This window comes from Microvirga sp. P4_A5 (assembly GCF_056402495.1).
The window spans coordinates 36663-62903 of record NZ_JBFUHH010000004.1 but is presented as its reverse complement, the minus strand read 5'-3'; the positions used below and the strand labels follow the sequence as shown (position 1 = coordinate 62903).

The following is a 26241-nucleotide window of genomic DNA, read 5'->3' as shown; positions in this document are numbered from 1 at the left end:
TCAGTTTTGCAATTGGCAATAATGCAAGCATAAATTGCAACGATACCACATTGTGCCGTCGATCCTTTACCTATATAAATGGATAGGATTTGTTATTACAGGAGCCATTTTCATGAACGCCCGGGCCATTAGGAAAGACGAAGAAGAGACCCTCCTCCAGCGCGCCGACGATCTCTGCAGAGCCAACAACCTCCGGCTCACTCCGATTCGCGAGCGCGTTTATCGCGAGCTGGTCCAGACCGGCGGTCCGGTGGGGGCCTATGATCTCGTAGACAGGCTCAGCAGCGACAAGAAGCGTCTTGCGCCGGTGACCATCTACCGGGCGCTGGACTTCCTTCGGGATGCCGGTCTCGTACACCGCCTCGCGACGCAGAATTCCTACATCGTGTCTCATGGACAGCCGGAAGTGAACGCCATGAAGGTGATGTTCGTTTGCACCAAGACTGGCAAGACCGTCGAGGTTCATTCGGCGGAGGTCGCGGAGGCGGTGAAGCACGCGGCCGAGCAAGCGGGATTCAAGTCTCTGTCGGCTTTCATTGAGGTCGAGGGCGAGAGCGCTCGCTGATCTCCCCGAAGTCACGCCTTAAAAAAGGCCGGGCAATGCCCGGCCTTTTTGTTTATTCGGCGGCCCAAGCCCGCGGTGGAGCGAGGGGTTCTTTCACGGCTTTCTCGACGACCTTCGGCTGTCGGGCGATGTAGGTGTAGAACATCGGCACCACGAAGAGCGTAAAGATCGTCCCGATCGACATGCCGGACGCGATCACCAGACCCATGGAGAAACGCGCCGCCGCGCCCGCGCCGCTCGCGTAAAGCAAGGGGGCGACGCCCAGCACCATGGCGGCTGTCGTCATGAGAATCGGACGCAGGCGAACCCGAGCCGCCTCTTCGATGGCCCGGCGATTGTCGACGCCGTGTTTCTCCTTGTAGTCGTTGGCGAACTCCACCATCAGAATGCCGTGCTTGGTGATCAGACCCACGAGGGTTATGAGCCCCACCTCCGTGTAGATGTTCAGCGTGGCAAGCCCCATATTAAGGAAGATCATCGCCCCGAACATCGAGAGCGGCACCGACATCATGATGATGAAGGGGTCCCTGAAACTCTCGAACTGCGCCGCCAGCACCAGATAGATCACGATGATGGCGAGGCCGAACGCGAGCGCGATCGAACTTCCTTCCTGTACCTCGAGCCGGGATTGTCCGGCATAATCCTCGTAGAAGCCCTGCGGCATCACTTCCCGAGCGATTTGCCGGAGCGTCGCCAGCCCCTCGGATGTGGTGACGCCTGGCAGGGGAAGCGCCGACAGGGTCGCGGAGTTCAACTGGTTGAACTGCTCGATGGCCGCGGGAGCGGCATCGGTTTCGATTCGCACCAGGGCAGAGAGGGCCACCATGGATCCGTCGGCAGCACGCACGAAGTACTCGCTGAGGCGCTCGGGATTGAGACGGTCGGCCTGCCGGACCTGGCTGACCACATCATAGCTGCGGTTGTCGCGGTCGAACTTGGAGATCGACGCACCGCCGACCAGCGCGCCGAGGGTCGTCCCGATCTCGCTCACCGGAACACCCAACGATGCCGCTCTGTCCCGGTCCACGATGATGCGCGCGCGAGGAGTTTGATACGAGACGGAGTTTGCAACGACGATGAACTTGCCCGACGCGGTCGCTTTCCGCTTCACCTCCTCACTCACTTCGTACGCCTGCGCAGGATCGCCGATGGTGCGCAGAACGTACTGGATCGGAAGTCCGCCACCGGCACCCGGAAGTGACGGCGGCGAGAAGACGAACGCCTGGACGCCCGCGTTCTCGTTCAGGAGATTTTGAATCTCCTGCTTCGTCTGAGCACCCTTCTTCGAACGCTGCGACCACTCCTTCAGCTTGAATCCCACGAAGCCGCTGCCGCCGCCGTCGATGCCGGCGATCAGGAACGTATCGTCGATCTCAGGGATCTTCTCCCCGGCTCGTGTGAAGCCGGCGGCGAACGCCTGGGTATAATCGACCGTCGCGTATTGGGGCGTGTTGACGAGGCCCAAATAGGCGCCCTGATCTTCCTCAGGAGCCAATTCGGACGGCGTCTTCATGAAGAGGAAGGCGGTCGTGCCAAGGAGCGCCGCGACGATGAGAAGCGTGATGGGCCGGAAATCAAGCGAACCCGAGAGGCGCCGAGCGTACCAGTTCTCCAGTTTGGAGAATGTCCGATCCACAAAGCCCGCGAAGCCCTTCTGGCCGCCGTGGCCATGAGGTTTCAGCAACATGGCGGACATCATCGGAGACAACGTCACGGCGATGATTCCTGAAATCACCACCGCGCCCGCGAGCGTGAAGGCGAATTCGCGGAACAGCGTCCCGGTCAGGCCCTGGGTGAAACCGATGGGCGCATAGACGGCAGCCAGCGTGATGGTCATCGACACGATGGGGCCGAAGATCTCCTTCATGCCCACAATGGCCGCGTCGATGGGTTTCAACCCTTCCTCGATATGCCGGTGAATGTTCTCCAGCACCACGATGGCGTCGTCGACCACCAGACCAATGGCGAGAACCATGGCCAGCAGGGTCAGCAGGTTGATCGAGTATCCGAGAACGAACAGCACAAAGCAGACACCGACGAGCGAGAGCGGGATTGTCACGATGGGGATCAGCACCGAGCGGAACGAGCCCAGGAACAGCAGGATCACCACGATGACGATCAGTGCGGCCTCGCCGATTGTCTTGAACACCTCTTCGATGGACGCGGAAATGAAGTTCGAGGCGTCATAGACGATCTGCACCGTCATGCCCTTTGGCAGGGTCGGCCTGATGTCGTCGATGGCCTTTGTCACCTCGGCAGCGACACTCAAGGGATTGGCCGCCGGTGTCGGCGTGATGCCGATGAAGGTGCCTTCCTTGCCGTTGAAGCTGACCTTCGTGTCCGTGCTCTTCGGGCCCAGCTCAACGTCGGCCACGTCGCGCAGGCGCACCAGTTGATCGCCGTCCGAACGAATCGGCAGCGTGGCAAAGGTCTCGGGCGTCTGGAACGTCGTCTGCATCTCGATCGCATAGGCGACGAACTCGTTCTTGGTCTTTCCGGGAGCCGCGAGGAAGTTGCTCGCGCGGATGGCCGTGACCACGTCGCTCGCGGTCACGCCGCGCGCGGCAAGACGCTGCGGATCCATCCAGATTCGCATCGAGAATTCGCGACCACCGAGTATCTCGGCACCGCCGACACCTTCAAGCGTCGCGAACCGAGGCTGGATCACGCGGGTTAGAAATTCCGAAACCTGCTCGGAATTCATCTCCGAACTGGCGAATGTCAGGTACATCAGCGCGAAAGTTTGGCCGGTACCCTTCATGATGACGGGATCTTCGGCGTCGGCCGGCAATTGCGCCCTCACCTGTTGAACCTTTGACGTGACTTCCGTGAGCGCCGCGTTCGGGTCAGTGTTGAGACGCATGCGGACCGAGACCGTGCTGACGCCGAGACGGCTCTGCGAGGTCACGTAATCGACGCCTTCGGCGCTCGACACGGATTTGGCGATGGGCGTGCTGATGAAGCCCTGCATCAGATCCGCGCTGGCGCCCACATAGGTCGTGGTGATGGTGATGGTGGTTTCTTCGACCTCCGGGTACTGACGGACCTGAAGGCTCATCAATCCCTGCGCGCCAAGCAGAAGAATGAGAAGGCTCACCACCATCGACAAGACGGGGCGGCGGATAAAGAGTTCTGTGAAACTCATGACGTGTGCCTACTGCCCGTTGGCAAGTTTGGTGGCATCGATCTTGGTGACATCGATGCTGTTGTTGATCTTGACCGTGGAACCGGCCTGAAGTTTGTTCTGTCCCGATGCGACCACGAGCTGGCCTGGGCTCACGCCCGACACCACCTCGATGACGCCGCCCCGGCGGCGGCCGGTTTTCACGAAGACCTGCTTGGTGACCAGCACCTTTTCGCCGGCCTTCTCTTCTTCGTCGATCGTGAAGACATAGTCGCCATACAGGGATGCGATGACGGCGGTCTGCGGCACGGTGACGACATTCGGCTCAGGTGGCAGCACGACTTCGACGTGCAGGAACTGGCCCGGCAGAACCGTTCCGTCCTTGTTTTCCTCCACGAGCGCCTGCACGGAAACGAGCCGGGTCTTGGGGTCGACGCGCGGGTCCCTACCCGTCACCTTTCCGGTAAAGGGAAGTTTTGTCTCGCTCACCCCGACGCGAATTTCGCGACCAAGCTTGACCTCCGCCGCGACCTGCTCCGGAACCGTGAAATCGACCTTCATCGAATCGAGATCCTGGAAGCTGGCGATGACGGTACCGGGCTGGAGGTACTGGCCGACGTCGATCCGCGGAATGCCGATCGTTCCTGAGAACGGCGCCTTCAGCGCTTTCTGCTCGATGGTGGCCTGCAAGCGCGCGAGGCGGGAGCGAGCGGCCGCGAGAAGCGCGCTCGCCTGATCGAAATTCGCCTCCGTGCCGTAGCCACGCGTGGAAAGCGTCTTGGCGCGCTCGAAATTGCTCTCGGCGGTTTTGACATTGGCCTGCACGTCCTGCAGGTCGGCACGTTCCACCGTGTCGTCGAGCTGAACCAGCACCTCACCCTTGGCGATGTTCTGGTTCGCCTTGAACTTGATTTCCTTGACGATGCCGGCGGTTTCGAACGCCAGTTCGACGCCGTTGGCGGCGCGTGCGGTGCCGATGGCGCTGATCCCGGGATTCCATGTTTTCGCCTCGACCTTGGCCGAAGAGACCACCTGAGCGGGCGGCTTCATGTTGGCAAAAAAGTCCTTGATCATCCGCTCCTTGAAGAAGTTGAACCAGATCAGTCCGGCGCAAAGTCCGATCGCGAGGACAAATACGAGAGTGACTACGATGCGCCGTTTCATAGGGAGCTTATCCGTGTTCCGACGTCGGATTGCAGCCGACGATTGAATGTTCTGGAGGCGCTGCCATACCTCAAGTTTCACTTGACGCCAAGGCAACGAGATCGTTTTATATACCGTCTGGACGGTTCAGCGCAAGAGTGTATATGAGGTGCGAATGTTCAATTGTGTCCGTGGGCGCAAAAGCTCCCGCGAGAAGATTCTCGACGCCGCTGCCGAATTAGTCGGCTCGATCGGCTCCGGCAGGCTTACGCTCGAGGCCGTGGCCGAACGGGCAGGACTGAGCAAAGGCGGATTGCTCTACAATTTCCCCAACAAGGAAGCTCTGCTGCAGGGCATGATCCAGCGCATGATCGAGGAAGTGTCGGCGGAGAAAGAGGCGCTTCGGGGGCATGTGCCCGCAGGCAGAAACCTGGAAGCCAGGCTCTGCACCACGGCGCTGCTGAAGATGCGAGCCGGCAAGATGAAGGACGTCGCCAACGGAATGCTGGCCGCCTCGTCGGAAAATCCGGCACTCCTGGAGCCGGTTCGCCAGGTGATTCAGAAAAACCTCGAGGACATGAAGGCGACTGCCGACGATCTGGACGCCTGCCTGATCGCGTGGCTCGCCGTCGAGGGCTTGAACAGCTTCGAGATGCACGATTTGAGCCCGTTCTCCGAGGACGACCGCGAACAGATCGCATCTTCCATCACGCGGCTTCTCGAAAGAGGCATCGCCCAATAGGGCGGCTTAGCCCATCCAGGCGGGATCGTTCAATATTTCGTCAGTATGCTCTCCAAGCCTCGGCGATGGCCGGTCGGAGGACATCGGCATGCCGTTCATGACGATAGGTGAGCGCACGGACGGAATAGCGCCTGTCTTCGCGGCGGCCGCGGGGAGATCGATCTTCATGCCGCGTGCGATGACCTGCGGGTCGGCGAATACGTCTGCCACGCTGTTGATCGGACCGGCCGGCACCCCCTGCGCCTCCAAGGCCGTAAGCAAGAATTCGCGCGTGACCTTGATGGTCTGCGCGGTCAGCAGCGGCACCAGCTCGGGCCGGTGGCCGACACGGCCCATATTGGTCCGGAATCGCTCGTCCTGCGCCAGCTCGGGCATTCCCAGAACAGTCGCGAACCGGGCGAACTGGCCGTCATTGCCGACGGCGACGATCACGTGCCCATCCGCCACCGGGAAGACCTGATAGGGAACGATGTTGGGATGCGCATTGCCCATGCGGCGAGGCGTTTTTCCCGATGCCAGAAAGTTCATGGCCTGATTGGCGAGGACGCTGGTCTGAACATCGAGCAAGGCCATGTCGAGATGCGCGCCCCTGCCCGTCTCGTCGCGTCCCCGCAAGGCGGCCAAAATGCCAACGACCGAATAGACGCCCGTGAAAATATCCGCGAAGGCCACGCCGATCTTTTGCGGCTCCCCCTCGGGGTCGCCGGTCAGATCCATGATGCCGCCCATGCCCTGGATCATGAAGTCGTAGCCCGCGCGTGAGGCGTAGGGCCCGTCCTGACCGAAACCGGTGATCGAGCAATAGACGAGGCGCGGATTGACCGCCTTCAGGCTCTCGAAGTCGAGGCCGTATTTCTTGAGACCCCCGACCTTGAAGTTCTCCACTACCACGTCGGCATGAAGCGCCAGCTCCCGAATCAGGCGCTGGCCTTCCACCGTCTCGAAATCCACCGCGATCGAACGTTTCCCGCGGTTGCAGGAATGGAAATACGCAGCCGAGAGATCGCCGCCATCCGCCGCCTCGATGAAGGGCGGGCCCCACCCGCGCGTATCGTCGCCGGCACCGGGACGCTCGACCTTCACCACATCGGCCCCGAGGTCGGCCAACAATTGCCCGACCCAGGGACCCGCGAGGATGCGGGCGAGTTCGAGCACTTTCAGGCCTGCGAGCGGCTTATCCATCGATGTATCCGCCTGTCCTAGAAGAACGCCTGCAATCCGGTGATTGCGCGACCCAGAATCAAGGCGTGCACGTCGTGGGTGCCCTCATAGGTATTCACCGTCTCGAGGTTCTGGGCGTGGCGCATCACATGGTATTCTTCCTGGATGCCGTTGCCGCCGTGCATGTCGCGGGCCACGCGCGCGATATCGAGCGCCTTGCCGCAATTGTTGCGCTTCACCAGGGAGATCATCTCAGGCGCTACCCGGCCCTCGTCGAAGAGACGTCCGACCCGCAAGGACGCATGGAGGCCGAGCGTAATTTCGGTCATCATGTCGGCGAGCTTCTTCTGCACGAGTTGGGTCGCAGCAAGCGGTCGGTTGAACTGCTTGCGGTCGAGGGTGTATTGCCGCGCCCTGTGCCAGCAATCTTCCGCCGCGCCCATGGAACCCCAGGAGATGCCATAGCGGGCCCGGTTGAGACAGCCGAACGGGCCCTTGAGGCCCGAGACGTTGGGCAGGAGCGCGTCCTCGGAGACCTCGACGCCCTCCATGACGATTTCGCCGGTGATGGAGGCTCGAAGCGAGAGCTTTCCGCCAATCTTGGGGGCGGACAGGCCTTTCATACCCTTTTCGAGCACGAAGCCGCGGATCGCATTGTCGTGCGCGGCCGATTTCGCCCATACGACGAACACGTCCGCGATCGGCGAATTGGAGATCCAGGTCTTGGCGCCGGTCAGCCGATATCCGCCATCGATCTTCTCGGCGCGGGTCTTCATTCCGGCAGGATCGGAACCGGCGTCAGGTTCGGTGAGGCCGAAGCACCCGACGAATTCACCGCTGGCGAGCTTCGGCAAGTACTTCTTGCGCTGGTCTTCGGAGCCGTAGGCGTAGATCGGGTACATGACGAGCGACGACTGCACGCTCATCATCGACCGGTAGCCGGAATCGACCCGCTCGACCTCACGCGCCACGAGGCCGTAGGAGACGTATGAGGCGCCCGCGCACCCGTATTCCTCGGGCAAGGTGACGCCCAGAAGGCCAAGCTCGCCCATCTCGTTGAAGATGGAACGGTCGGTCTTCTCCTCCCGATAGGCCTCGATGATGCGGGGCTGGAGCTTCTCTTGAGCGTAGGCCCGCGCCGTATCCCGGATCATCCGCTCGTCGTCGGTCAGAAGATCCTCGATGAGCAGCGGGTCCTGCCACTGGAGCTTCGCGAGCTCCTTGTGTGCGCCTGACATCATGTTGATCCTTTTCCTGGTGACTCGGCCGGACAACATCGGACACGCCGAGCCGTTGAATTTGGCGCGCAAAGTGGCTCTGGACAGCCGTCATGTAAATCGACATCTTAGAAGCAGGTTATTCTGAAAAGGAATGAACTTGGTGCTCCGTCGCGGTTTCCTTCCCAGTGTGGGCAACCTTCTCGCCTTCGAGGCCACGGCCCGCCACAGCTCCGTTTCGCGCGCCGCCGAAGAACTCAGCCTGACCCAGAGCGCCGTCTCGCGGCAGATCCAGCAGCTGGAAGAGACGCTCGGGCTGTCCCTGTTCAGCCGGACCCGCCAGCGGGTGGTGCTGACGGATGTCGGGCGAATGTACGCCGCCCAAGTCCGCCAGACCCTCGCTGACCTATCGGATGCGACGCGGCAGGCGATTGCGCTCTCGGGCACCAGCGGTGTTCTCAATCTGGCCGTGCTGCCGACATTCGGAACCCGCTGGCTGATCCCGCGCATTCCAGAATTTCTTTCACGCCACCCGGACGTCACGGTCAATTTCGGGGTCAGGCTCGTTCCGTTCGATTTTTCCGCCGAACCTTTCGACGCCGCCATCCATTTCGGCCAGCCTCATTGGCCTGGGGCGGTATGCGAGTTGCTCATGCGGGAGGAATGCGTTCCGGTCTGCAGTCCAGCCTATCTGCGGCGGGAACGGATCTCCGATCCCGTCGACCTTACCCGCGTCACCCTCCTTCAGCAGAGCACGCGCTCGACCGGTTGGGCCGAATGGTTTGCGAGCGCCGGGGTCGATATGGGCAATGCCTTACGGGGGCCGCGCTTCGAGCAATTCGCCATGGTGGCCCAGGCGGCGGTCGCAGGCCTGGGCGTCGGCCTGATCCCACAGTTCTTGATCGCGGACGAACTCCAATCCGGTCGCCTGCAGATCGTGTTTCCCCAAAGCCTCGTCAGCAGCGGGGCCTATTATCTCGTCTATCCCGATCCGAAAGCCGAAGCGCCGCTCGTACGGTCGTTTCGAGACTGGATCCGGGAGAGCGCCGCCGGCTAGCGAAACGATGGTGACCGGCGCTGCAAGGCCCAGCTCAACGTCATGGCGGTCAATCCGCAGCCGGCGATCGCCGTCACCATCGACATGGCGGTGCCGTCGAAGAAGGCGCTGACCAGAACGATCACGAAGGCCCCGGTGCAGAGCTGCAAGGTTCCCATCAGCGCCGAAGCGGTGCCCGCATGCGCCCCATGGGCCTCGAGGGCGAGGACGGCTGTCGACGGGATGACGAGGCCGAGACAGCCGAACGCCGCGAAAAGCATGCCCCAAAGGACAAAGCCGTTATCCAGCCCGCCCAGCGTCAGGACCAGCAACAGGCTCGTGAGCGCGGCGAAAATCGATACGGCCGTACGCACCACACGCTCCGCACCGAACCGGCGCATCAGGAAAGAGTTGAACTGCGCGCCACCGATGAACGCGATGGCGTTCGTCGCAAATACGAAGCTGTAGGCAGAGGGCCTGAGGCCGAAATGCTCGATGAAAACCACCGAGGACCCCGCCAGATAGGCAAAGAAGCTGGACTGCCCCAACCCGCCGATGAACACGAGCCCGAGAAAGCGCCGATCCTTCACCAGACCCAGATAGGTGCGGGCGATACTCCCGACGCCCCCCTGGCCGATGCTGCCCTGCCGCGCTTCAGGTGTGCGTGTCTCGGGAAGAAGAAAGGCCACGACCGCCAGTCCGCCGACGCCGATGAGCGCAATGGCCCAGAAGATGACGCGCCAGCTGAACAACTCGGTCAATATGCTGCCGGCGAGCGGCGCGAGGATCGGCGAGACGCTGAAGACGAGCATCGTGGTGGCCATCAGCCGCGCCGCCTCGTGGCCGGTATGGAGATCGCGGATGATCGCCCGCGTGATCACCATGCTGGCGCAGGCTCCGACGCCCTGGACGAAGCGGAGGGCGATCAAAGCCTCGGCGCTCGTCGCAAAGCTGCACCCGATGCCGCCTATGACAAAAAGCGTCAACCCGAAGTAAATCGGCGGTTTGCGGCCTACGCGATCGGAAATGGGGCCATAGAGAACCTGGCAGAGAGCCACCGCGAGAAAAAAGCTCATCAGGCTCATCTGCACCGCGCCGATATCCGCCGACAGATCGCGGGCGATGGCGGGGAAGGCCGGCAGATACATGTCGATCGCGAACGGCCCGATGGCCGAGAGCATTCCGAGAACGATGGCGTTTCGCAGAAAGGCGGATTTCATGAGTGGCAGCTTTTCATCGCTCCGCCTTGGGGCGGTACGTCAAACGTGGGACGATCCGGAAGGAAAGGGTCTGCGCCGGGTCAGCCTGAGAAATGTCGGGAAGAGGAGCAGACGCCGGTCTGCAAGCTCGCAACCGGTTTCTAGGCCTCGCAGGTGAGAGGTCAAGTCAAAGAATGTAACGGGGCGGCGTCGAAAGCCGATCATCGCCGCGTTGCCGGTCAGAGCAAGGCGCTTTCCTTCCGGCCTGACAGATGGAATGCCGCGTAAACCGCCACCACGGTCATGCTCAGCAGAATGGTCGACAGAGCGGAAGCCGTGCCGTATTCCCCATCCATCACCGACAGATAGATCCGGACGGGCATCGTGATGGTGCGGCCGACATACAGGACCAGCGAGGAGGACAATTCATTCATGGCGGTCACGAAGCTCATGAGTGCGCCCGCCATGATGCCGGGGAGGATCAACGGTACCGTCACCTTCATGAAAGCCTTTCCGGGAGAATATCCCAGGCTCACCGCTGCATCCTCGAGGTTCGGTCCGACCTGCTTCAGCGCCGCCGCCACCGAGCGCGCCGAATAAGGCAGACGACGGATATAGACGGCCAGAATGATGATGAGGCCGGTGCCGGTGAGCGCCAGCGGCGGGTCGTTGAAGCGGGTGATAAACGCAATGCCCATGACGATCCCCGGAACGATGTAGGGCACCATCAGAAGCGCATCGAGCGCGCCGGTGGCGATACCGGGGCGGCGCGAGATCAGGTATCCCACGAGGGTCCCGGTAATCACGATGGCGACGACGGCGATCGACGAGAAGATGAGCGTGTTCCAGATCGGGTCCGAGACCGTGGCGATCACCTTCTGGTAGCTCTGCAGGCTGATACCGGGCTGGAAGACCGGCCCGCTGGTCCGGCGAAACGAGAACAGCACAACGATGAAGGCCGGCAATGCGCCGAGCAGCACGATGCCGTAGGCGAGCGCATGGAGGCCCGCCGACTTCATTCCCTCGACACTCTGACGCTCCGGCTTCTTGATCATGTTGCTGTGATAGACGTTGCGGCGCAAAACCCATCGCTGGGCGAACACGATCGTCATCGAGATGACGATAAGCACCATGCTGAGCGCCGACGCCATTCCGGGATTGCCCCCGACCTCCCCGCCGAAGAGGTTGAAGGCCTCGGTGGCCAACACGTTGAAGTCACGCCCGATGATGCGGGGCGTGCCGAAATCCGCGATCGACAGCACGAAGGTGAGCAGAGCGCTTGCGGAAATCGCCGGCAGGATCAGGGGAAACGTGATCTTGAACAGGCGCTTTGCAGGCGGCACCCCCAAACTCTCCGCCGCCTCCTCCACCGAACGGTTGATCGCTCCAAGCGCGCCAGACGTGATCAGGAAGACGTGCGGAAAGAATTTGAGACTGAACACCATGATGACGCCCGCGACGCCATAGATGGGCGGGATTGAAATCCCGATACTGTCGAGGCCCTTCCGCACAACACCACTGGCGCCGAAAAGCACGATCCACGCATAAGCGCCGATGAACGGAGGCGAGACCAACGCGATGACTGCGAGGGTCTGGATCAGAGCGCGTCCATAGATGTGAAACCGTGTGGTCACGAAGGCCAGCGTGACGCCGAGAACAAGCGCGCCGGTCATGCCGCCAAACCCGGCGATGAACGTGTTGGTGATGGCGCGCTGGTAGACCCGCGTGGTGAAAATCTCCACGTAATGCACGAGTGACGGCGCACCCGTGACGTTGTCGATGAGACTCGCGCGCAGAATGGAAGATAGCGGCCAGATCAGGAGGATCAGGAGGATCGCCCAGGAACCGATCAGCACAAAAGTCCAGATGTCGAAGCGAAAGCGCCGGCTCATGGGGTGGATTCCGTCCTGACCAGATCCCCGTTTCGATCAAACAGCACGATCTTCGACAGGGGGAGGCGGACCTGCACGGGCTTGCCCTCCATGGCGATGAAATCGACACTCGGGTCAGCGACCTGGGCGACGATCTCTCCCGCTTCAGTCGTCAGCATGTAATGCGCCTCGCGACCGAGAAACGTCACCTTGCGTACGTCTGCGCGCAGGCTCAGCGTCTCTCCGTCCACGGCCTGGTCGGTCAGGATGACGTTTTCTGGGCGGAATGCGATCTCGGTGGCGCTTTGACCATTCGCCTCCGCGAACGGGATGGATTGGTGGCCGACCGTGAGACGCCCTCCCTCGACGCGGGCCGGCAGGAAATTCATCGTTCCGACGAAACCCGCAGCAAACCGCCGCAACGGCTCGCGATAGATCTCATAGGGCGTTCCGATCTGCTCGACATTGCCCTTGTTCATCACGCAGATGCGGTCCGAGACGGCGAGCGCCTCCTCCTGGTCATGCGTCACATAGATTGTGGTGATGCCCAGGCGGCGCTGGATATCGCGGATATCTTCGCGCAATTCGATGCGAAGCTTGGCGTCGAGATTGGAAAGCGGCTCGTCCATCAGCAGAAGCGTGGGCCGGATCGCCATGGCGCGGGCAAGGCCGATTCGCTGCTGTTGCCCTCCCGACATCTCGGCGGGGTAGCGGCCGTGATATCCATCGAGACGCACCATCCTGAGGCTCTCATCGACCCGCTGGTCGATCTCGGCCTTCGGCAGGGAGCGAGCCTTCAGCCCGAACGCGACGTTCTCCGCCACCGTCAGGTGAGGAAAGATCGCATAATCTTGAAAAACCATGCCGATGTCGCGCTTGTGGGCAGGTTTGTCGTCAATTCTCACGCCCCGGACGATGATCTCGCCGCGATCCTGCTGTTGAAAACCCGCGATGGTCCGCAGGAGGGTCGTCTTCCCGCAACCGCTCGGGCCCAACAGCGTGAAGAATTCTCCCGACGCGATATGGAGGTCGATGCTTTCCAGGACCCGCACATCCTTGTAACTCTTGGCAAGCCCTTGGATTCTCAACTCCGCCACGCCCCGCTCCTGCTTTTTGTCCGGCCTGCGCCTTACGTTCCGGCGACTTTACAAAACTTATTGCTTTCAGCAACATGCCGCCGCTTTGATACCTGATCCTGGGAGGATAGATAATGTTGAAAGCTGGCCTGACTGCGGGCGTATTTCTCGCGTCCATGAGCGTCGCGGCGATGGCGCAGGACAAGTCCGTCGTCGTCTATACCGCCCATAAGGCGTCGATCGTCGACGCGTTGGTGCCGAAATTCGAGAAAGAGACCGGGATCAAGGTCGACGTCGTCAAGGCCGGCTCGGGCGACATCATCAAGCGTGTGAAGGCCGAATCCTCCGCGCCGAAAGCCGACGTCATCTGGAGCATCGGCGGCGAACAGCTCGAAGACAACAAGGATCTTCTGGCGACCTACAAGCCCAAGGACGATGCGGCTCTCCTCCCCGCCTACAAGGTCAGCCCGGAATGGATCCCCTATACGGGCATTCTGCTGGTGATGGCCGTCAACAAGAAAGACCTGAAGCCGGCCGATTATCCCAAGACCTGGGCCGAGCTGGGCGATGCGAAATGGAAGGGCAAGGTATCGGCCGCACGTGCCGACACCTCGGGCTCATCGTTCCAGCAGCTCGCGACCRTGCTGCTCGCCTATGGCGACAAGGGCTGGGAGGTCAACAACAAGATCCTTGCCAACACCAACCTGTCCGACAGCTCGGGCGCCGTGCCGCGCTACGTCAACGACGGCGAGGCGCTCGTGGGCCTGACTCTCGAGGACAACGCCCTCGACTACGTTAAGGGCGGCGGCAATGTGGACATCGTCTATCCGGCCGACGGCTCATCGACCGTCGCGGACGGCGTGGCTCTCGTGAAAGGCGCTCCGCATCCGGACAACGGCAAGGTGTTCATCGACTGGCTTCTGTCGAAGCCAGTCCAGGAGCAGCTCGTGTCCGAGATCGGGCGTCGTTCGGTGCGTAACGATGTGACCGGGGCCGGCCTCAAGCCGATCAGCGAGGTCAAACTCGTCGAGTACGACATCAAGAAGGTCGCGCAGAACCGCGCCGACTGGATCGCCAAGTGGAAGGCAGCGCTGCAAAACCGCTAAAGAGCGATCATCATCCATGATCATCGAGGCATTCTCCGAGGCAAAGGACCCGTCCGCGCCTCAATCGAACGAGGATCGCCTCGTGATCCTCCCAGGCCGTGCCTATGCGGTCATCGATGGGGTCACAGACCGCCTGGGCACCCGCTATGAAGGTGTCCTGTCCGGGCAATATGCGGCCATGATCGTCAAGGGCGCGCTTGAGCACATGCTGAGCGCGCCCGGCCCGATGCCGCCGGCGATACGCATCGTCGAGGCGCTGACGGCGGAAATCTCCCGTGCTTACGAGGCCCACGGGATGTGGGAGCAGGTGCACTCGGATTGGAAYGTCCGCCTGTCCGCGGCCCTCGCGCTCGTCCTCGTCAGGGACACGACGCTGGAAGTTGTTCTGGTCGGCGATAGCGGAGTGCGCATCAACGGCGAGGACATCCTCCGCGTGGAGAAGGACCTCGATCTCATTACCTCGACGCTGCGGCGCATAGCATGGCCGATCATCGGCCGGAAAACGTCCGATCCGGTCTTGCGAGAACAGTTTTCCCGCCGCATCACATGGCACGGGACGCGCCAATCCCTCGATGGGTTCGAAGGTGTGCTGGAGGCCGGAGATGTCGCCGAAATCGAACGACTCGCCATTGCGGCGAACGTCGAAGCGCTCCCACACGTGCCGCGAGGCGAGATTGAAAACCTTGTCACCGGCGGGATCGTCAACGCGCAAGGAGGCTATCTGAACGACCCCTCGACGGTGCTCGGCTACCCGTGCCTCGACGGGTTTCCGGTTCCCGAAAGCCTGATCCGGGTCGAGAGCGTCCCACGCGATAAAGTAAAGTCCATCGAGATCTTCTCCGACGGCTATTTCAAACCCGGGAACGGGTTCGGGATCGCGGCGTGGGAAAAGGCCTTCGCGGAGGTCGAGCGGGATGATCCCGCCAAGGTTGTCCTTTACGCCTCGCCGAAAGGGTCTATCGGGACCACCTGGGCCGATGACCGCACCTATCTGGGGGTCCGGTTCTAGCCGACCGGGTCGAGCCGATCAGTTCGCAATCAGAATTCCACCCCGCAGAACTCGCGCGCCATGGTGGTCGATCCAACCGACAGGCCGCCATCCACAGGGAGGATCGCACCGGTAATCATGCGTGCATCGGGACCGATCAGGAAAGCCGCGACCCCGGCGATATCCTCGGGCACGCAGATGTCGCCCAGCGGATACCATTTCTTCAACCGCTCGAAAATCTCCGGATTGGCTTCCACCCGCGCCTTCCAGGCCTGCGTCTTCACACTTCCTGGCGCGATGGCGTTGGCGCGGATGTTGTACCGACCGAGTTCGACCGCGAGAAAGCGCGTGAGTTGTTCAAGCCCGGCTTTCGCTGCGCTGTAGGCGGGATAACCGTAGATGCCCGATCCGTTGACCGACGAGATATTCAGAATAGTGCCCTCGCGGCGCTCGATCATGCCGTCCTGGAGTGCGCGCACGCAGCGCCAGGCGCCGTTGAGGTTGAGATCCACGTCCGCCAGCCAGGCTGCCTCATCGGTCGAGGCGAGCGTGGGGCTCACCACGGCGCCCGCGTTATTCACCAATACGTCGATCGGACCAAAACGCTCCTCGACCTCGGCGACGGCCCTTTTGACACCGGCCAGGTCTGTTACGTCCGCCACAGCAATTGCCAGAGCCTTGCCCCGTCCGATTGCGTCCGCCGCGTTTTCGAGCGCCCTTTCGTCCCGATCAAGCATGACCACGCGATGGCCGTCGGCCAGGAAACGCGCACAAAGCGCCCGTCCGATGTCGCCAGCCGCGCCGGTTACCAGAACGGTCTTGAGCATTCAGCACCCCACTTTGACCGGGAGAGATCGCAATCTGATCTCCGCATGTTATTGCGCCCTTCTCGAACCCACAATGAGGCGCGGTCCTCATCCCGGCAGGATACCCTCGTATGCGTGATTTTTTCCCTGAACCGCCCTTCCATCGGGGTGGCGAAACCATCAGACTGCCGATCGAAAACTCCCTGGAAGGTCGTTTATGTCCGACGTGAATCCCTTTCCAATCAGCGATGAGAGCCGACAGGCGATCTGGGAGATGCTCGTCCGTCGGGACATCGAGGCCTATGTGGCGCACAACTGGGATGCGCATTTCGAGGATTTCGCCCCCGAACTCTTTTTCGGCATCGACGCCGGTTTTTCGGACAACCCTGATGCGTGGCGCGCCCGTTATGCGGATATCGCACGCTATCGCGAGGCCTGGCTTGCCGGCGCGCACGAGATGGACGGCCGGATCGCCGATTCCGAGCTGCGGCAGGCGATCTTCGCCCTGACCCGCCTCGACGACATCGACATCATGGGGGACTTCGCGATGGCGCGAAAGAAATTCGATGGCACGATCCGCCCTCATACCGGAGAGCCGGTCGTTTTGCGCTGGCAAACCCTCTATTTCTGTCGTCGCGTCGAGGGACGATGGCGCATCGCCGGTTTCCTGGGATACCTGCCGAATCCGATGGGTGCGACCAAGGGCTGACCGCCTCGGCATTTCGCGGCGCACCGGAAATCAACATGCGAAACGGTGTTTCGCTGCGGCGCGGAACCGCCCAATTGCCTTTGGACGGCCCGCGCTATCGTTGAGTTTTCCTAGGTTTCCGATCTCGTTTTTATCATTCGTTAACCATGATTGCGCATGTGTGAAGATGCGGTCTTCTTCTTTCGCTTCGGCGTGGGGAGGGGTGGAGCCACTTCATTCAGCGCCGCCTGCGGGTCTCCGGAGGCGTTAGATCATTGGGTTCATGTCTCTTACCTTTCAACAGAATATAAATGGCAATCGCGATGGAGCTCCGGCATCGCGAACCGTTTCAATTCTGCCCGCCGCGATCGGTCGTTGGCGCCGGCTGAGAACGCTCCCGCTGATCTCCACCTTGTTGCTGGTCGCAGCCTGTTCGACGCAATCCGAACTGCGGTTTGCGACCCTCATGAGCGAAGTGCCGGCGACCAAAGCCGTCATCCTGCCGCCGCCCGGCGGACCCTCTGTGGTCGCGGTGGTGGAACGCAAGTTCCTGAATGGCGTCACGCAGGAGATCGCCCTTTCGACAGCCTCGGCCACGCCCGGACAGAACGCTTTTTATGTCAGCATGATCAACGACTTGGACACATTGTCCGAGATCGACGACACCCTGCGCCTCAAGCGTGTCACGCCCGCGCTCGTCGAAACCGAAATGGAAGACAGGCTCCCGGGTGTCCCCATGCGCACCTCCTTGTTCTATGCCCAGAACAAGTACGGGCCCTTCGGGTTCGCGACCGGCCGGTCGTCCGTCGGCGACCTTTGCCTTTATGCATGGCAGCAGATCGAGCCGACGAGCCCGGCGATTCTGACGCCGGGCGGGGCCGTCTCGGTGCGCCTGCGCCTCTGCGACGCCGAGGCCACCGAAGAGCAGCTTCTGCGCACCATGTACAGCTACACGATCTCTGCTTATTTCTCCTCGGCCGACTGGAACCCGTACGGCGAGGCGCCCCCGGTTTCGGCGTCTCTCGGCGAGCTTGACGCACCTCTCAACCCGTTGGCGTCGGGTGAATTCGGCTCCAAGCCGCCGGTCCGCCCGCCCGCCGTTGTCGTCCGTCGGCAGGTCGTGCGACCTGTGTTGAAGGACACCGAAGCGGCGGCTCCCGCGCCGGCGCCGGCGGTTCGCCACGAGCCGCTACGCGGTTACCCGGTCGTTCCCCCACCCCCATGATTGAACCTGCAGACCGTGTCCGCAGCAATCATCTACGACAATGGAACTGGGACACATCCGCGGGTCAGTTATCCGTAGACCGCCCGTATTCCTTGGCTTATGCGTGGCATGTGCCGTAGGGAAAACCGAACAGAGATCGAGAACTGATGAAAAAGGGTTTCATCGTGGCGTTTTGGGGCGTCGCGGCTGCTTTGATCTTCTTGCTGGTGGCGCTCCCCATCAATCTGCAGGCCCACCTCATCGCCGGTCTCGTCGTGGTTTCCTGCATGATCGTCCTGAAGTTCTTCAAAGCGCAAGGAATCTGGCGGCTCTTCGGCCTGGCGCTTGGGACGGCGATCGTGCTGCGCTACGTGTTTTGGCGCACGACCAGCACGCTGCCGCCGATCACGGAAATCGGGAACTACATTCCAGCAATCCTTCTCTACTGCGCCGAGATGTATTGCGTCGTCATGCTCTTCCTGAGCCTTTTCGTGGTTTCCAGCCCGCTCCCGTCCCGGCGCGCGCCACGGCTCGATCCGGAGAGCGCACCCAGCGTTGATGTCTTCGTCCCATCCTACAACGAGGATGCGGACCTCCTGGCGACGACGCTCGCCGCCGCAAAGGCCATGTCATACCCCGCAGGAAAAATGACGGTCTGGCTGCTCGACGACGGCGGGACGGATCAGAAATGCGACTCGACGGATGCCGCCGCGGCGGCGCAGGCCCGCATCCGGCGCGTCCAATTGCAAGCACTTTGCGCCGCACTCGGTGTCAATTACCTGACGCGCGCGCGCAACGAGCACRCCAAGGCCGGCAATCTGAACAACGGACTCGAGCATTCGACCGGCGACCTCGTGGCGGTGTTCGACGCGGATCATGCGCCCGCGCGCTCGTTCCTTGAGGAAACCGTCGGACATTTTACCACGGAAAAGAACCTCTTTCTCGTCCAGACGCCGCATTTCTTCATCAATCCCGACCCGGTCGAGCGCAACCTCGGCACGTTTCAGACCATGCCGTCCGAGAACGAAATGTTCTACGGCGTCATTCAACGCGGGTTGGACAAATGGAACGCCGCGTTCTTCTGCGGCTCGGCGGCGGTGCTGCGGCGTGAAGCGCTACAGGAAACCAACGGGTTCAGCGGCGTCAGCATCACGGAAGATTGCGAGACCGCGCTCGAACTTCATTCGCGCGGGTGGAAAAGCATCTACGTGGACAAGCCGCTGATCGCCGGATTGCAGCCCGACAGTTTCGCCAGCTTCATCGGTCAGCGCTCGCGCTGGGCGCAGGGCATGATCCAGATCCTGCGCTACCGTTTCCCGCCGCTGAAGCGTGGGCTCTCGCTGCCGCAACGGCTCTGCTACATGTCGAGTACATTGTTCTGGTTGTTCCCGTTCACGCGGTTTGCTTTTCTGGTCTCCCCGCTCTGCTACCTGTTCTTCTCCATGGAAATCTTCACCGCGTCGGGAGGCGAGTTCCTCGCCTACACGTCGACCTACATGATGGTGAATTTCATGATGCAGAACTATCTCTATGGTCGCTACCGCTGGCCATGGATTTCGGACCTTTATGAGTTCATCCAGACCATCTATCTGCTGCCCGCCATCCTGTCGGTGATCGCTAATCCCAGCAAGCCGACCTTCAAGGTGACGTCGAAGAACGAGGCAATGGACAAGAGCCGCGTGTCGGAACTCGGCGCGCCGTTCTTCATCATATTCGGCATTCTCGTGCTGGGCGTCATCGCCACGGCGGTCCGGCTCTGGGCCGAACCCTACAAGGCCGACGTCACGCTGGTGACAGGCGCCTGGAACCTCCTGAACCTCATCATCGCGGGCTGCGCGCTTGGCGTCGTCTCCGAAAGAGCGACGCGGCGTCAGAGCCACCGGGTGCGGGCGGACCGGCCGGCGCGATTCCTCATGGGCGACAAGGCGGTCGATGCGATGATTCGCGACGTTTCGGTGGGCGGTCTCAGCATGCAGCTCGCGCAGTCGGCGCTGCCCGGCCTGAAGCGAGGCGCGCTCGGAACGCTGGAATTCACCCCGCATACGGATTTGCCCATCAATCAGATGCCCATGGAAGTCCGAAAGATGAGCATGGACGACAAGGGCGTCCTGATCGGCTGTCGTTTCCTGACAGAGACGCCCGAGCATCACCAACTCATCGCCGACCTCGTTTTCGCCAACGCGGAACAGTGGAGTCATTTCCAGAAGCGCCGGCATCAGGACATCGGCATCCTGCGCGGGACCCTGTGGTTCCTGACCGTCGCCATCTATCAAACCGGGCGGGGGCTCGCCTACATGCTGGGCCTCCAGAAGCTAGGCGCATCCAACTCACCGGCTCCCACGCTCGCGCCGGCCGCGGCGACGGCCGCGTCGAAATAGGATCGGGTATGCGCGCCTATCTCATTCCAGTCCTGCTGGCTCTCGAGGCCTTCGCCCCGCGCCCGGCCCTGGCCCAAGCCGCTCCGTTCGACATGTCGCCGGCGACCAGCATCCCTGCGGCGGCCCCAAAGCCGCCCACCAACGGCGACGCCACGCCGGCAATGCCCGCTCCCTTCGATATGCGAGGGGCCGCTCCCCTCCCCGCGCCTGCCGCTCCGCCGCGACCTGCACCGCCCGGCAACGTCGCGCCGGTGGCCGCGCCCTTCGACATGTCGCCGCAAGGTGCGGTCCCCCCGGCTGCGGCGGCACGAACTCAGCAACCCGATGCGCCTGCGCGAACCGGCGCATCGACCATGCCGGCACCGGCGCCGGTCAACGCGGCACGCGTGCCGGCCCGGGTCGAGAAACCGATCCTTCCTTTCGAAACCCTCCGCTTCGAGGGTGAAAGCGACGCGAGATCCTGGGCCTTCAGCCTGACCCAGGACGAGGCCGCCAACGCAAAGAGCCTCGCGGTTGGCTATCAGAATGCCGTCGTGGTGATGCCCGAGGCTTCGCGCCTGCGCGTCATCATCAACGGAGAGACGGTCAACGACATCACGATCGCGTCCTCGGCCAACATCTTCCGCTCCGTCCTGCCTGTCCGCTCAGGACTCCTTCGTGCGGGCCAGAACATCATCCGCATCGAGGCCCTGCAGCGCCACAGGACGGATTGCACGATCCGCGCGACCTACGAATTGTGGACGCAGCTCGACGCCGCTTCGACAGGCCTGATCTTCGCCGACAACACCTATCGGACCATTCGCTCCCTCGAGGATCTGCCGGCGATCGGGATGGATTCGCAAGGCATCACGACCATCCGTATCGTGGCCCCGCGGATCTTCCGGCCCGAGATCAGGGATCGCCTGTTGCGCCTCGCCCAGATGGTGGCGCTTCGCGGGCGCTATGCCCACCCCGTCATCCGCGTGATGGAATCCGACCCCGGCCCCAGTCCCGCCGGAACCATCAAGGTCGTGATGGGAATCGCCGGGGAGCTGCGCAGCGTCATGGCCTCACCGCCCGAGGCCGCCGGCGTGCAGGCGCTGGCGATCGTGATGCATGACAACAGCGCAGGCTCGGCAACGTTGGTCGTCTCCGGGCCGACCTGGAGCGACCTCGACAACGCCATCAATATCGTGGGCGCCCCAGCTCTCAACCGCGACGGGCGCGTGCGCAACACCGTGGACACCGCAAGCTGGATGTGGCCCGAGATTCCGACCCTCCCGGGTGGCAACGCGACCCCGTTCTCGGAGCTCGGAATTCCCACCCAGGAATTTTCCGGCCGACGCCTGCGTGCCCGGTTTGCCATCAATCTGCCTGCCGATTTTTATGCCGGCGATTACGGCGAGGCGACTCTTCTTCTCGATGCCGCGCATACGCCGGCGGTTCTTCCCGGAAGTCATGTCGACCTGTATGTGAACGGCCGGATCAGCGCCACGATGACGATCACGGCACGCGGAGATGTATTCCGTCGTCATCCGGTCCGCATCCCGATGCGAAACTTCAAGCCCGGCATCAATCACGTGGCTTTCGAGGTCGTCTTGATGACGGCCGCCGACGAGCGATGCGCGCCGGGGGAGACCTTGTCGGAAGCCAATCGGTTCGTGCTTTTCGACACGACCGCGTTGTTCATTCCAACCTACGGGCGGATCGGGCGCATTCCCGATCTGGCGGCGCTCAGCAGCGGCGGATATCCGTTCGGCGCGCAGCCCGCGTCCATCGTGCTCGCGCGCCAGGATGCCCTGAACTATTCCGCCGCCGGAACTCTGCTGGCGCGCATGGCCCGCGATTCCGGCGAGCCCGTCCGGGCGCAGTTTTTGAATGCGGTATCGGGCGGCGATACGTCCGCGATCGTCGTTGGTGCCATCGACCAGCTTCCGGCCGGAATGCTCGGCCGGGTCAATATCGTCGAAGACCTCAAGACCATCTGGCAATCGACGCCGTCGTCGAATTGGTCCTATCCCCAAGGCGTCGCCGCCAATACGGCGGCACTCGCCGGAACCGTACCCGATGCTAACCGATCCGATTATGTGCCGCCCAAGACGCAGTCGATCGGCATCGAGAGCGCTTCGACCGACGATATCCGCAAGCGATGGGCCGAAAGCCTGCAGCGACGCGGATTCATCGAGCGAACCGCCGTCTCGTTCACCGATTGGGTCGAACGCACGTTCAATCTGTCGCTGGCTTCGCTCTCGCTGGAGGACCGCGCAGGGATCGCCTATGAACCGCCTCAGCGCACCAGCCTTCTCTTGGCCCAGAGCCGGGCAGACGGCGCGGGGACATGGACGCTTGTCACGGCGCGCACATCCGAGAGCCTAGCCGACGAAATGGTGCGCATCACGAGTCCGCTCGTGTGGTCGCAGGTTGCGGGCCGTGTGGCCTCCCTCGATCCGACGGAACCCAAAGTGGAGGTGCAGCCGGTGGGAGATTTCGGTTTCGTCCAGACTCGGCCCTTCTCGCTGATGAACCTGCGACTTGTCGCCGCCAACTGGATGTCGATCAACATCCTGCAATATGCGCTGCTCATGGTCGCCTGCTGCGCCTTGCTGGGCGCTGCCACTTACCTGATGCTCAACCACCTGGGACGCGATAAATGAGGGCGAAGGGGATTCGTCATGCGCCACGCCATTCCTGGGTCCTCGCCGCGTTCGTCGCTCTCGTGCTTCCCCTCGCGCCAGCGCAGAGCGCCCCGGTCGAGCCTGTGAGGATCGCCGGCACCATCTCGGCCGGCGACTGGGAGGGCTATCGCTCGCGCTTCGTTCGCGCCGACGGGCGTGTGGTGGACAATGCCAATGGCGACATCAGCCACAGCGAGGGTCAGGGATACGGGCTGATCCTGGCGCTCGCGGCTGAAGACCGCGCCACCTTCGAGAAGATCTGGACCTTCACCCACACAGAGTTTCTGATCCGGGACGACGGATTGGCGGTCTGGAAGTGGGATCCGGCAGCGTCTCCACATGTGACCGACCGCAACAACGCGACTGACGGCGATATCCTCATCGCGTACGCGCTCGGCAAGGCCGCCACCCTCTGGAAAGAGGATCGCTATCTGAAGGCGGCCCAAAAACTCGCATCCGCCATCGGCAGGACGGTCATCGGCCGCGACGGCGACATGCCGTTTCTGCTGCCGGGCGCGAAGGGATTCGCTTCTTCCGAGCGCCCCGACGGCCCGGTGGTCAACCTGTCGTACTGGGTGTTCGAGGCGTTTCCGGTGCTCGCGAGTCTTGCGCCGAAATTCGACTGGAGCGCCCTCTGGCGTCGCGGTCTCGTGCTGCTGCAACAGGCGACCACCGGCAAGACGAAGCTTCCCGCGGACTGGCTCTCCATCAGCGCCCGCGCGCAACCGCGCACGGCCGACGGCCTGCCTCCCGAGTTCGGTTACAACTCGTTAAGGATACCGCTCTACTTATTGCGGGCGGGCATGTCTGACCTTGCATGGCTGCGGACGGTCAATGAGCGCTGGAAGGCAGGCAGCGAAGGAGTCGCCGTTGTGAACGTCCTCACGGGCGAGGTGCGCGAGCAATTGACCGACCAGGGCTATGCGGCGATGGCGGCGGCCCTCTCTTGCGCGGTCGATGGCACGCCGATCCCGGCCCCGCTGAAGTCTTTTGAGCCGAAACTATATTATCCCGCGACGCTCTATCTGCTCTCGATGTCCTTGGTGCGTGAAAAATATCCGACATGTCTGTAGCGCGCGGTGCCATAGCGATTGCGATCGTGAGCCTTGGCTTCGCGGCCATCGCCCAGCAATCCGGCGAAAGTGGCGTGCGGCAACCACCGAATGCCCCGCCCGCTGGATCCGCCCAGTCGTCGAGGCCGTCGGTCGACGAATCCGCTCTCCGATATTTCGCATCGCAGGGCGACACACGTCGCGTCGACGCGGAAATCGCGCGCCTTCGCGCTCTCTATCCCGAATGGGTCCCGCCTTCGGACCTGTCGCAGCTCGCGGGGTCCGGAGTGCCGGTCACCGATCCGGCCCTCGACTCCCTCTGGCAACTCTACGCCGACGGCAAGATCGCAGAGATTCGCGCGGCCATCGCCGAACGCCAGACGCGCGAACCGCAATGGAAGCCGCCGGCCGAACTTGTCACGGCGCTCGAGCAGTCCGAATCGCGCAAGCGGCTGACGAACGCGTCAGATAGCAACCAGTGGCGGACGGTTCTGGCTGTCGCGACCGAAACGCCTTCTCTCTTGACCTGCGAGAACGTGGACGTGCTCTGGCGCGTGGCTGAGGCCTTCGTCAAAACCAACCAGGCTCCCCGCGCCCGCGACGTCTACACCTATACGCTGACGAATTGCAGCAACCCGGCGGAGCGTATGGGAACCTTGCAGAAGGCGGTTTCGCTGCTCTCCGAGCCGGACGTCACCGAGCTTTTGAAGCTTGAGCGCAAGTCGGGCGGCACGCCCGATGATTTCAGCCTGATCCGCGAGGAACTCGCGCGCCGTCGCGTCGAGCGGGCCTCCGCCGACGGCAAAGTCACCGCGGCCCCCGAAGATCTGGCGGTTGTCGAGCGACTTGCCGAGAACCCCGCCGATTCGGGCAATGCGCTGGTGCTCGGCTATTACAATTATCACCGAAAGAATTCCGAGAAGGCGCTTGAGTGGTTCAAGCTCGCGCTGGATCGCGGGGCCGACCCAAAAGCCGCCGAAGGATACGCGCTGTCGCTGCGGGCTCTCAATCGCTTCGTCGAGGCAGAGGCGTTCGCCTTCGACTGGCGCGACAAGGCCAAGGAGAACATGCGCGTGTATCTGGACGTCGCCACCGCGCTCCTGAGCCAGGACCCGCCTCCGCGCCTCGAGCCGCGTGTCATCGCCCGCGTTATACCGGCGGTGGTCAACGAGCGTTCCACAAATGCCGCGCAGGCTTTGGGCTGGTACTCCTACAACACCGGCCAGTTCCGCTCGGCGCGCGACTGGTTCTTGGAATCGCTCAGTTGGAAAGCCGACGACGAACTCTCCGCCTACGGCGCGGTTCTCGCCGCTCAGCGGTTGAACGACCGCGCCGGGTTCAACGCGCTCGTCTCAAAATGGCGTGCGAAATCCCCACGGATCGCGGATGTGGCTGATGGACGAATTCCGTCTTCCGACCGACGATCGGTCAGGTCGGAAGCGTCCGACACGACGGGCGCCATGACGGCGCCCGCGTCCCCCGACCCGTCGGATGTCGGCGCAAGGCGCGTCGACCCGGAACGGCAGGCGCAAGCGGAGATTCCCCGGCGACCCGATGAGCCGCCGGCTTTCGAACGGACAATGCCCGACGAGCCCGTGACGCCTGCGCGCCGCGTCGCCAGTCGCACGGCGGAGGCAAGCTCATCCGGTCGCGGCGCGAAGGGCTGTACGGTCACGCGCAGTCCCAGCACCTTATCACCCGGGTCCGCCGTTAGCCTCGGCTGGTGCCTGATGGAGCTCAATCGTCCGATGGAGGCCGTCAGCGCGTTCGACGAGGCGGTCCGCCGGGGGACCGGACAAACCCGTGAGGAGGCCGCCTATGGCAAGTCGCTGGCTTATTTGCGTAAGGACCTGACCGCGGAAGCGGCGGTTGCGGCCGCGGCCGCTCCTCAGACCGCCGAACGCCGTCGGGAACTGACCGCCAGCATCCTCAGTCAGCGCGCTCTGGCTGCCTATCGCGAAGGTCGCTGGACTGAGGTGACCCTGGCCCTCGGCGAGCGCAACAGGGTCGTTCCCGAACAGACCGACCTGATGATGCTGCGCGGCTGGTCGTACTTCAAGCTTGGCCGTTACAAGGATGCGGAGCGGATTTTCCGGGCGGTTTACCGAACCGGCTCGTCGGATGAGGCCAGCGTGGGCCTCAACGCGATTCTCGAAAAGACCCAGAATATCCGCCAATAGTTCAGCTTGTGGAAAGCGCGGGTTGCCGGGGGTCGTGTGCCGCCCAATATA

At 62.5% G+C, this 26241-nt stretch carries 19 protein-coding genes; 11 read left to right on the top strand and 8 right to left on the bottom strand.

Annotated features, from left to right (window positions below; translation table 11 throughout):
• Window positions 1-112: 112 nt before the first annotated feature.
• On the top strand, window positions 113-565 hold the full coding sequence (locus tag AC1DVM_RS02745; protein ID WP_477251837.1) for a Fur family transcriptional regulator: 453 nt from the start codon (window positions 113-115) through the stop codon (window positions 563-565).
• Window positions 566-617: 52 nt separating this feature from the next.
• Here AC1DVM_RS02745 and AC1DVM_RS02740 read toward each other — a convergent pair whose 3' ends face one another.
• Together AC1DVM_RS02740 and AC1DVM_RS02735 are read right to left on the bottom strand one after the other, a co-directional pair.
• A complete protein-coding gene (locus AC1DVM_RS02740; protein WP_477251835.1) occupies window positions 618-3710 on the bottom strand; it encodes an efflux RND transporter permease subunit in 3093 nt (1030 codons plus the stop codon).
• 9 nt (window positions 3711-3719) lie between these two features.
• Window positions 3720-4853, bottom strand: coding sequence for an efflux RND transporter periplasmic adaptor subunit (locus tag AC1DVM_RS02735; protein ID WP_477251834.1), 1134 nt, complete (start codon window positions 4851-4853; stop codon window positions 3720-3722).
• A gap of 154 nt (window positions 4854-5007) precedes the next feature.
• Here AC1DVM_RS02735 and AC1DVM_RS02730 point away from each other — a divergent pair, with 154 nt between their 5' ends.
• Window positions 5008-5574, top strand: coding sequence for a TetR/AcrR family transcriptional regulator (locus AC1DVM_RS02730; protein ID WP_477251832.1), 567 nt, complete (start codon window positions 5008-5010; stop codon window positions 5572-5574).
• A 6-nt stretch (window positions 5575-5580) separates the two neighbouring features.
• Here the strand turns inward: AC1DVM_RS02730 and AC1DVM_RS02725 are convergent, their stop codons facing one another.
• Together AC1DVM_RS02725 and AC1DVM_RS02720 are read right to left on the bottom strand one after the other, a co-directional pair.
• On the bottom strand, window positions 5581-6756 hold the full coding sequence (locus tag AC1DVM_RS02725; protein ID WP_477251831.1) for a CaiB/BaiF CoA transferase family protein: 1176 nt from the start codon (window positions 6754-6756) through the stop codon (window positions 5581-5583).
• 17 nt (window positions 6757-6773) lie between these two features.
• Window positions 6774-7973, bottom strand: a complete 1200-nt coding sequence (locus AC1DVM_RS02720; protein ID WP_477251904.1) for an acyl-CoA dehydrogenase — start codon at window positions 7971-7973, stop codon at window positions 6774-6776.
• A 133-nt stretch (window positions 7974-8106) separates the two neighbouring features.
• Between AC1DVM_RS02720 and AC1DVM_RS02715 the strand changes: the two genes are divergently transcribed.
• Window positions 8107-9009 (top strand): LysR family transcriptional regulator, encoded by a 903-nt coding sequence (locus AC1DVM_RS02715; RefSeq protein WP_477251829.1) that lies wholly within the window; start codon window positions 8107-8109, stop codon window positions 9007-9009.
• On the opposite strand, the gene AC1DVM_RS02710 is transcribed toward AC1DVM_RS02715, so the two are convergent.
• The 3 genes from AC1DVM_RS02710 to AC1DVM_RS02700 form a co-directional block, all read right to left on the bottom strand.
• Window positions 9006-10208: a multidrug effflux MFS transporter gene (locus AC1DVM_RS02710; protein WP_477251827.1), complete on the bottom strand. Its 1203-nt coding sequence runs from the start codon at window positions 10206-10208 to the stop codon at window positions 9006-9008. The genes AC1DVM_RS02715 and AC1DVM_RS02710 overlap by 4 nt on opposite strands.
• Before the next feature lie 218 nt (window positions 10209-10426).
• Window positions 10427-12079: an ABC transporter permease gene (locus AC1DVM_RS02705; RefSeq protein WP_477251825.1), complete on the bottom strand. Its 1653-nt coding sequence runs from the start codon at window positions 12077-12079 to the stop codon at window positions 10427-10429.
• Window positions 12076-13155, bottom strand: a complete 1080-nt coding sequence (locus tag AC1DVM_RS02700) for an ABC transporter ATP-binding protein (RefSeq protein WP_477251823.1) — start codon at window positions 13153-13155, stop codon at window positions 12076-12078. The genes AC1DVM_RS02705 and AC1DVM_RS02700 overlap by 4 nt, the downstream gene beginning before the upstream one ends.
• A 113-nt stretch (window positions 13156-13268) precedes the next feature.
• On the opposite strand from AC1DVM_RS02700, the gene AC1DVM_RS02695 reads away from it, so the two are divergent.
• Together AC1DVM_RS02695 and AC1DVM_RS02690 are read left to right on the top strand one after the other, a co-directional pair.
• Window positions 13269-14240 carry an extracellular solute-binding protein gene (locus AC1DVM_RS02695; RefSeq protein WP_477251821.1) on the top strand — a complete coding sequence of 324 codons (972 nt, stop codon included), beginning with the start codon at window positions 13269-13271 and terminating at the stop codon, window positions 14238-14240.
• Window positions 14241-14256: 16 nt separating this feature from the next.
• The gene (locus AC1DVM_RS02690) at window positions 14257-15249 is read left to right on the top strand and encodes a hypothetical protein (RefSeq protein ID WP_477251819.1); all 993 of its coding nucleotides are present in this window, start codon (window positions 14257-14259) and stop codon (window positions 15247-15249) included.
• A 29-nt stretch (window positions 15250-15278) separates the two neighbouring features.
• On the opposite strand, the gene AC1DVM_RS02685 is transcribed toward AC1DVM_RS02690, so the two are convergent.
• Complete coding sequence (locus AC1DVM_RS02685) at window positions 15279-16055, bottom strand: SDR family oxidoreductase (protein ID WP_477251817.1); 777 nt, start codon at window positions 16053-16055, stop codon at window positions 15279-15281.
• 196 nt (window positions 16056-16251) lie between these two features.
• On the opposite strand from AC1DVM_RS02685, the gene AC1DVM_RS02680 reads away from it, so the two are divergent.
• The 6 genes from AC1DVM_RS02680 (at window position 16252) to AC1DVM_RS02655 (ending at window position 26190) form a co-directional block, all read left to right on the top strand.
• Window positions 16252-16743 (top strand): Cif family virulence factor, encoded by a 492-nt coding sequence (locus AC1DVM_RS02680; protein ID WP_477251815.1) that lies wholly within the window; start codon window positions 16252-16254, stop codon window positions 16741-16743.
• Between the two features lie 445 nt (window positions 16744-17188).
• Window positions 17189-17947: a cellulose biosynthesis protein BcsN gene (gene bcsN / locus AC1DVM_RS02675; RefSeq protein WP_477251813.1), complete on the top strand. Its 759-nt coding sequence runs from the start codon at window positions 17189-17191 to the stop codon at window positions 17945-17947.
• A 146-nt stretch (window positions 17948-18093) separates the two neighbouring features.
• A complete protein-coding gene (bcsA, locus tag AC1DVM_RS02670; protein ID WP_477251811.1) occupies window positions 18094-20304 on the top strand; it encodes a UDP-forming cellulose synthase catalytic subunit in 2211 nt (736 codons plus the stop codon).
• A gap of 8 nt (window positions 20305-20312) precedes the next feature.
• Window positions 20313-22937, top strand: a complete 2625-nt coding sequence (locus AC1DVM_RS02665) for a cellulose biosynthesis cyclic di-GMP-binding regulatory protein BcsB (RefSeq protein WP_477251810.1) — start codon at window positions 20313-20315, stop codon at window positions 22935-22937.
• Window positions 22934-24031 carry a family 8 glycosyl hydrolase gene (locus AC1DVM_RS02660; RefSeq protein ID WP_477251808.1) on the top strand — a complete coding sequence of 366 codons (1098 nt, stop codon included), beginning with the start codon at window positions 22934-22936 and terminating at the stop codon, window positions 24029-24031. Before AC1DVM_RS02665 ends, AC1DVM_RS02660 begins: the two co-directional genes overlap by 4 nt.
• A complete protein-coding gene (locus AC1DVM_RS02655; RefSeq protein WP_477251806.1) occupies window positions 24022-26190 on the top strand; it encodes a tetratricopeptide repeat protein in 2169 nt (722 codons plus the stop codon). The genes AC1DVM_RS02660 and AC1DVM_RS02655 overlap by 10 nt, the downstream gene beginning before the upstream one ends.
• Window positions 26191-26241: the final 51 nt, after the last annotated feature.

Excerpts from the sequence above, each read along its gene's own strand:
- AC1DVM_RS02745 (WP_477251837.1), top strand. The coding sequence starts at position 113 with ATGAACGCCCGGGCCATTAGGAAAGACGAAGAAGAGACCCTCCTCCAG.
- AC1DVM_RS02740 (WP_477251835.1), bottom strand. The coding sequence starts at position 3,710 with ATGAGTTTCACAGAACTCTTTATCCGCCGCCCCGTCTTGTCGATGGTG.
- AC1DVM_RS02735 (WP_477251834.1), bottom strand. The coding sequence starts at position 4,853 with ATGAAACGGCGCATCGTAGTCACTCTCGTATTTGTCCTCGCGATCGGA.
- AC1DVM_RS02730 (WP_477251832.1), top strand. The coding sequence starts at position 5,008 with ATGTTCAATTGTGTCCGTGGGCGCAAAAGCTCCCGCGAGAAGATTCTC.
- AC1DVM_RS02725 (WP_477251831.1), bottom strand. The coding sequence starts at position 6,756 with ATGGATAAGCCGCTCGCAGGCCTGAAAGTGCTCGAACTCGCCCGCATC.
- AC1DVM_RS02720 (WP_477251904.1), bottom strand. The coding sequence starts at position 7,973 with ATGTCAGGCGCACACAAGGAGCTCGCGAAGCTCCAGTGGCAGGACCCG.
- AC1DVM_RS02715 (WP_477251829.1), top strand. The coding sequence starts at position 8,107 with ATGAACTTGGTGCTCCGTCGCGGTTTCCTTCCCAGTGTGGGCAACCTT.
- AC1DVM_RS02710 (WP_477251827.1), bottom strand. The coding sequence starts at position 10,208 with ATGAAATCCGCCTTTCTGCGAAACGCCATCGTTCTCGGAATGCTCTCG.
- AC1DVM_RS02705 (WP_477251825.1), bottom strand. The coding sequence starts at position 12,079 with ATGAGCCGGCGCTTTCGCTTCGACATCTGGACTTTTGTGCTGATCGGT.
- AC1DVM_RS02685 (WP_477251817.1), bottom strand. The coding sequence starts at position 16,055 with ATGCTCAAGACCGTTCTGGTAACCGGCGCGGCTGGCGACATCGGACGG.
- AC1DVM_RS02680 (WP_477251815.1), top strand. The coding sequence starts at position 16,252 with ATGTCCGACGTGAATCCCTTTCCAATCAGCGATGAGAGCCGACAGGCG.
- bcsN (WP_477251813.1), top strand. The coding sequence starts at position 17,189 with ATGAGCGAAGTGCCGGCGACCAAAGCCGTCATCCTGCCGCCGCCCGGC.
- AC1DVM_RS02665 (WP_477251810.1), top strand. The coding sequence starts at position 20,313 with ATGCGCGCCTATCTCATTCCAGTCCTGCTGGCTCTCGAGGCCTTCGCC.
- AC1DVM_RS02660 (WP_477251808.1), top strand. The coding sequence starts at position 22,934 with ATGAGGGCGAAGGGGATTCGTCATGCGCCACGCCATTCCTGGGTCCTC.
- AC1DVM_RS02655 (WP_477251806.1), top strand. The coding sequence starts at position 24,022 with ATGTCTGTAGCGCGCGGTGCCATAGCGATTGCGATCGTGAGCCTTGGC.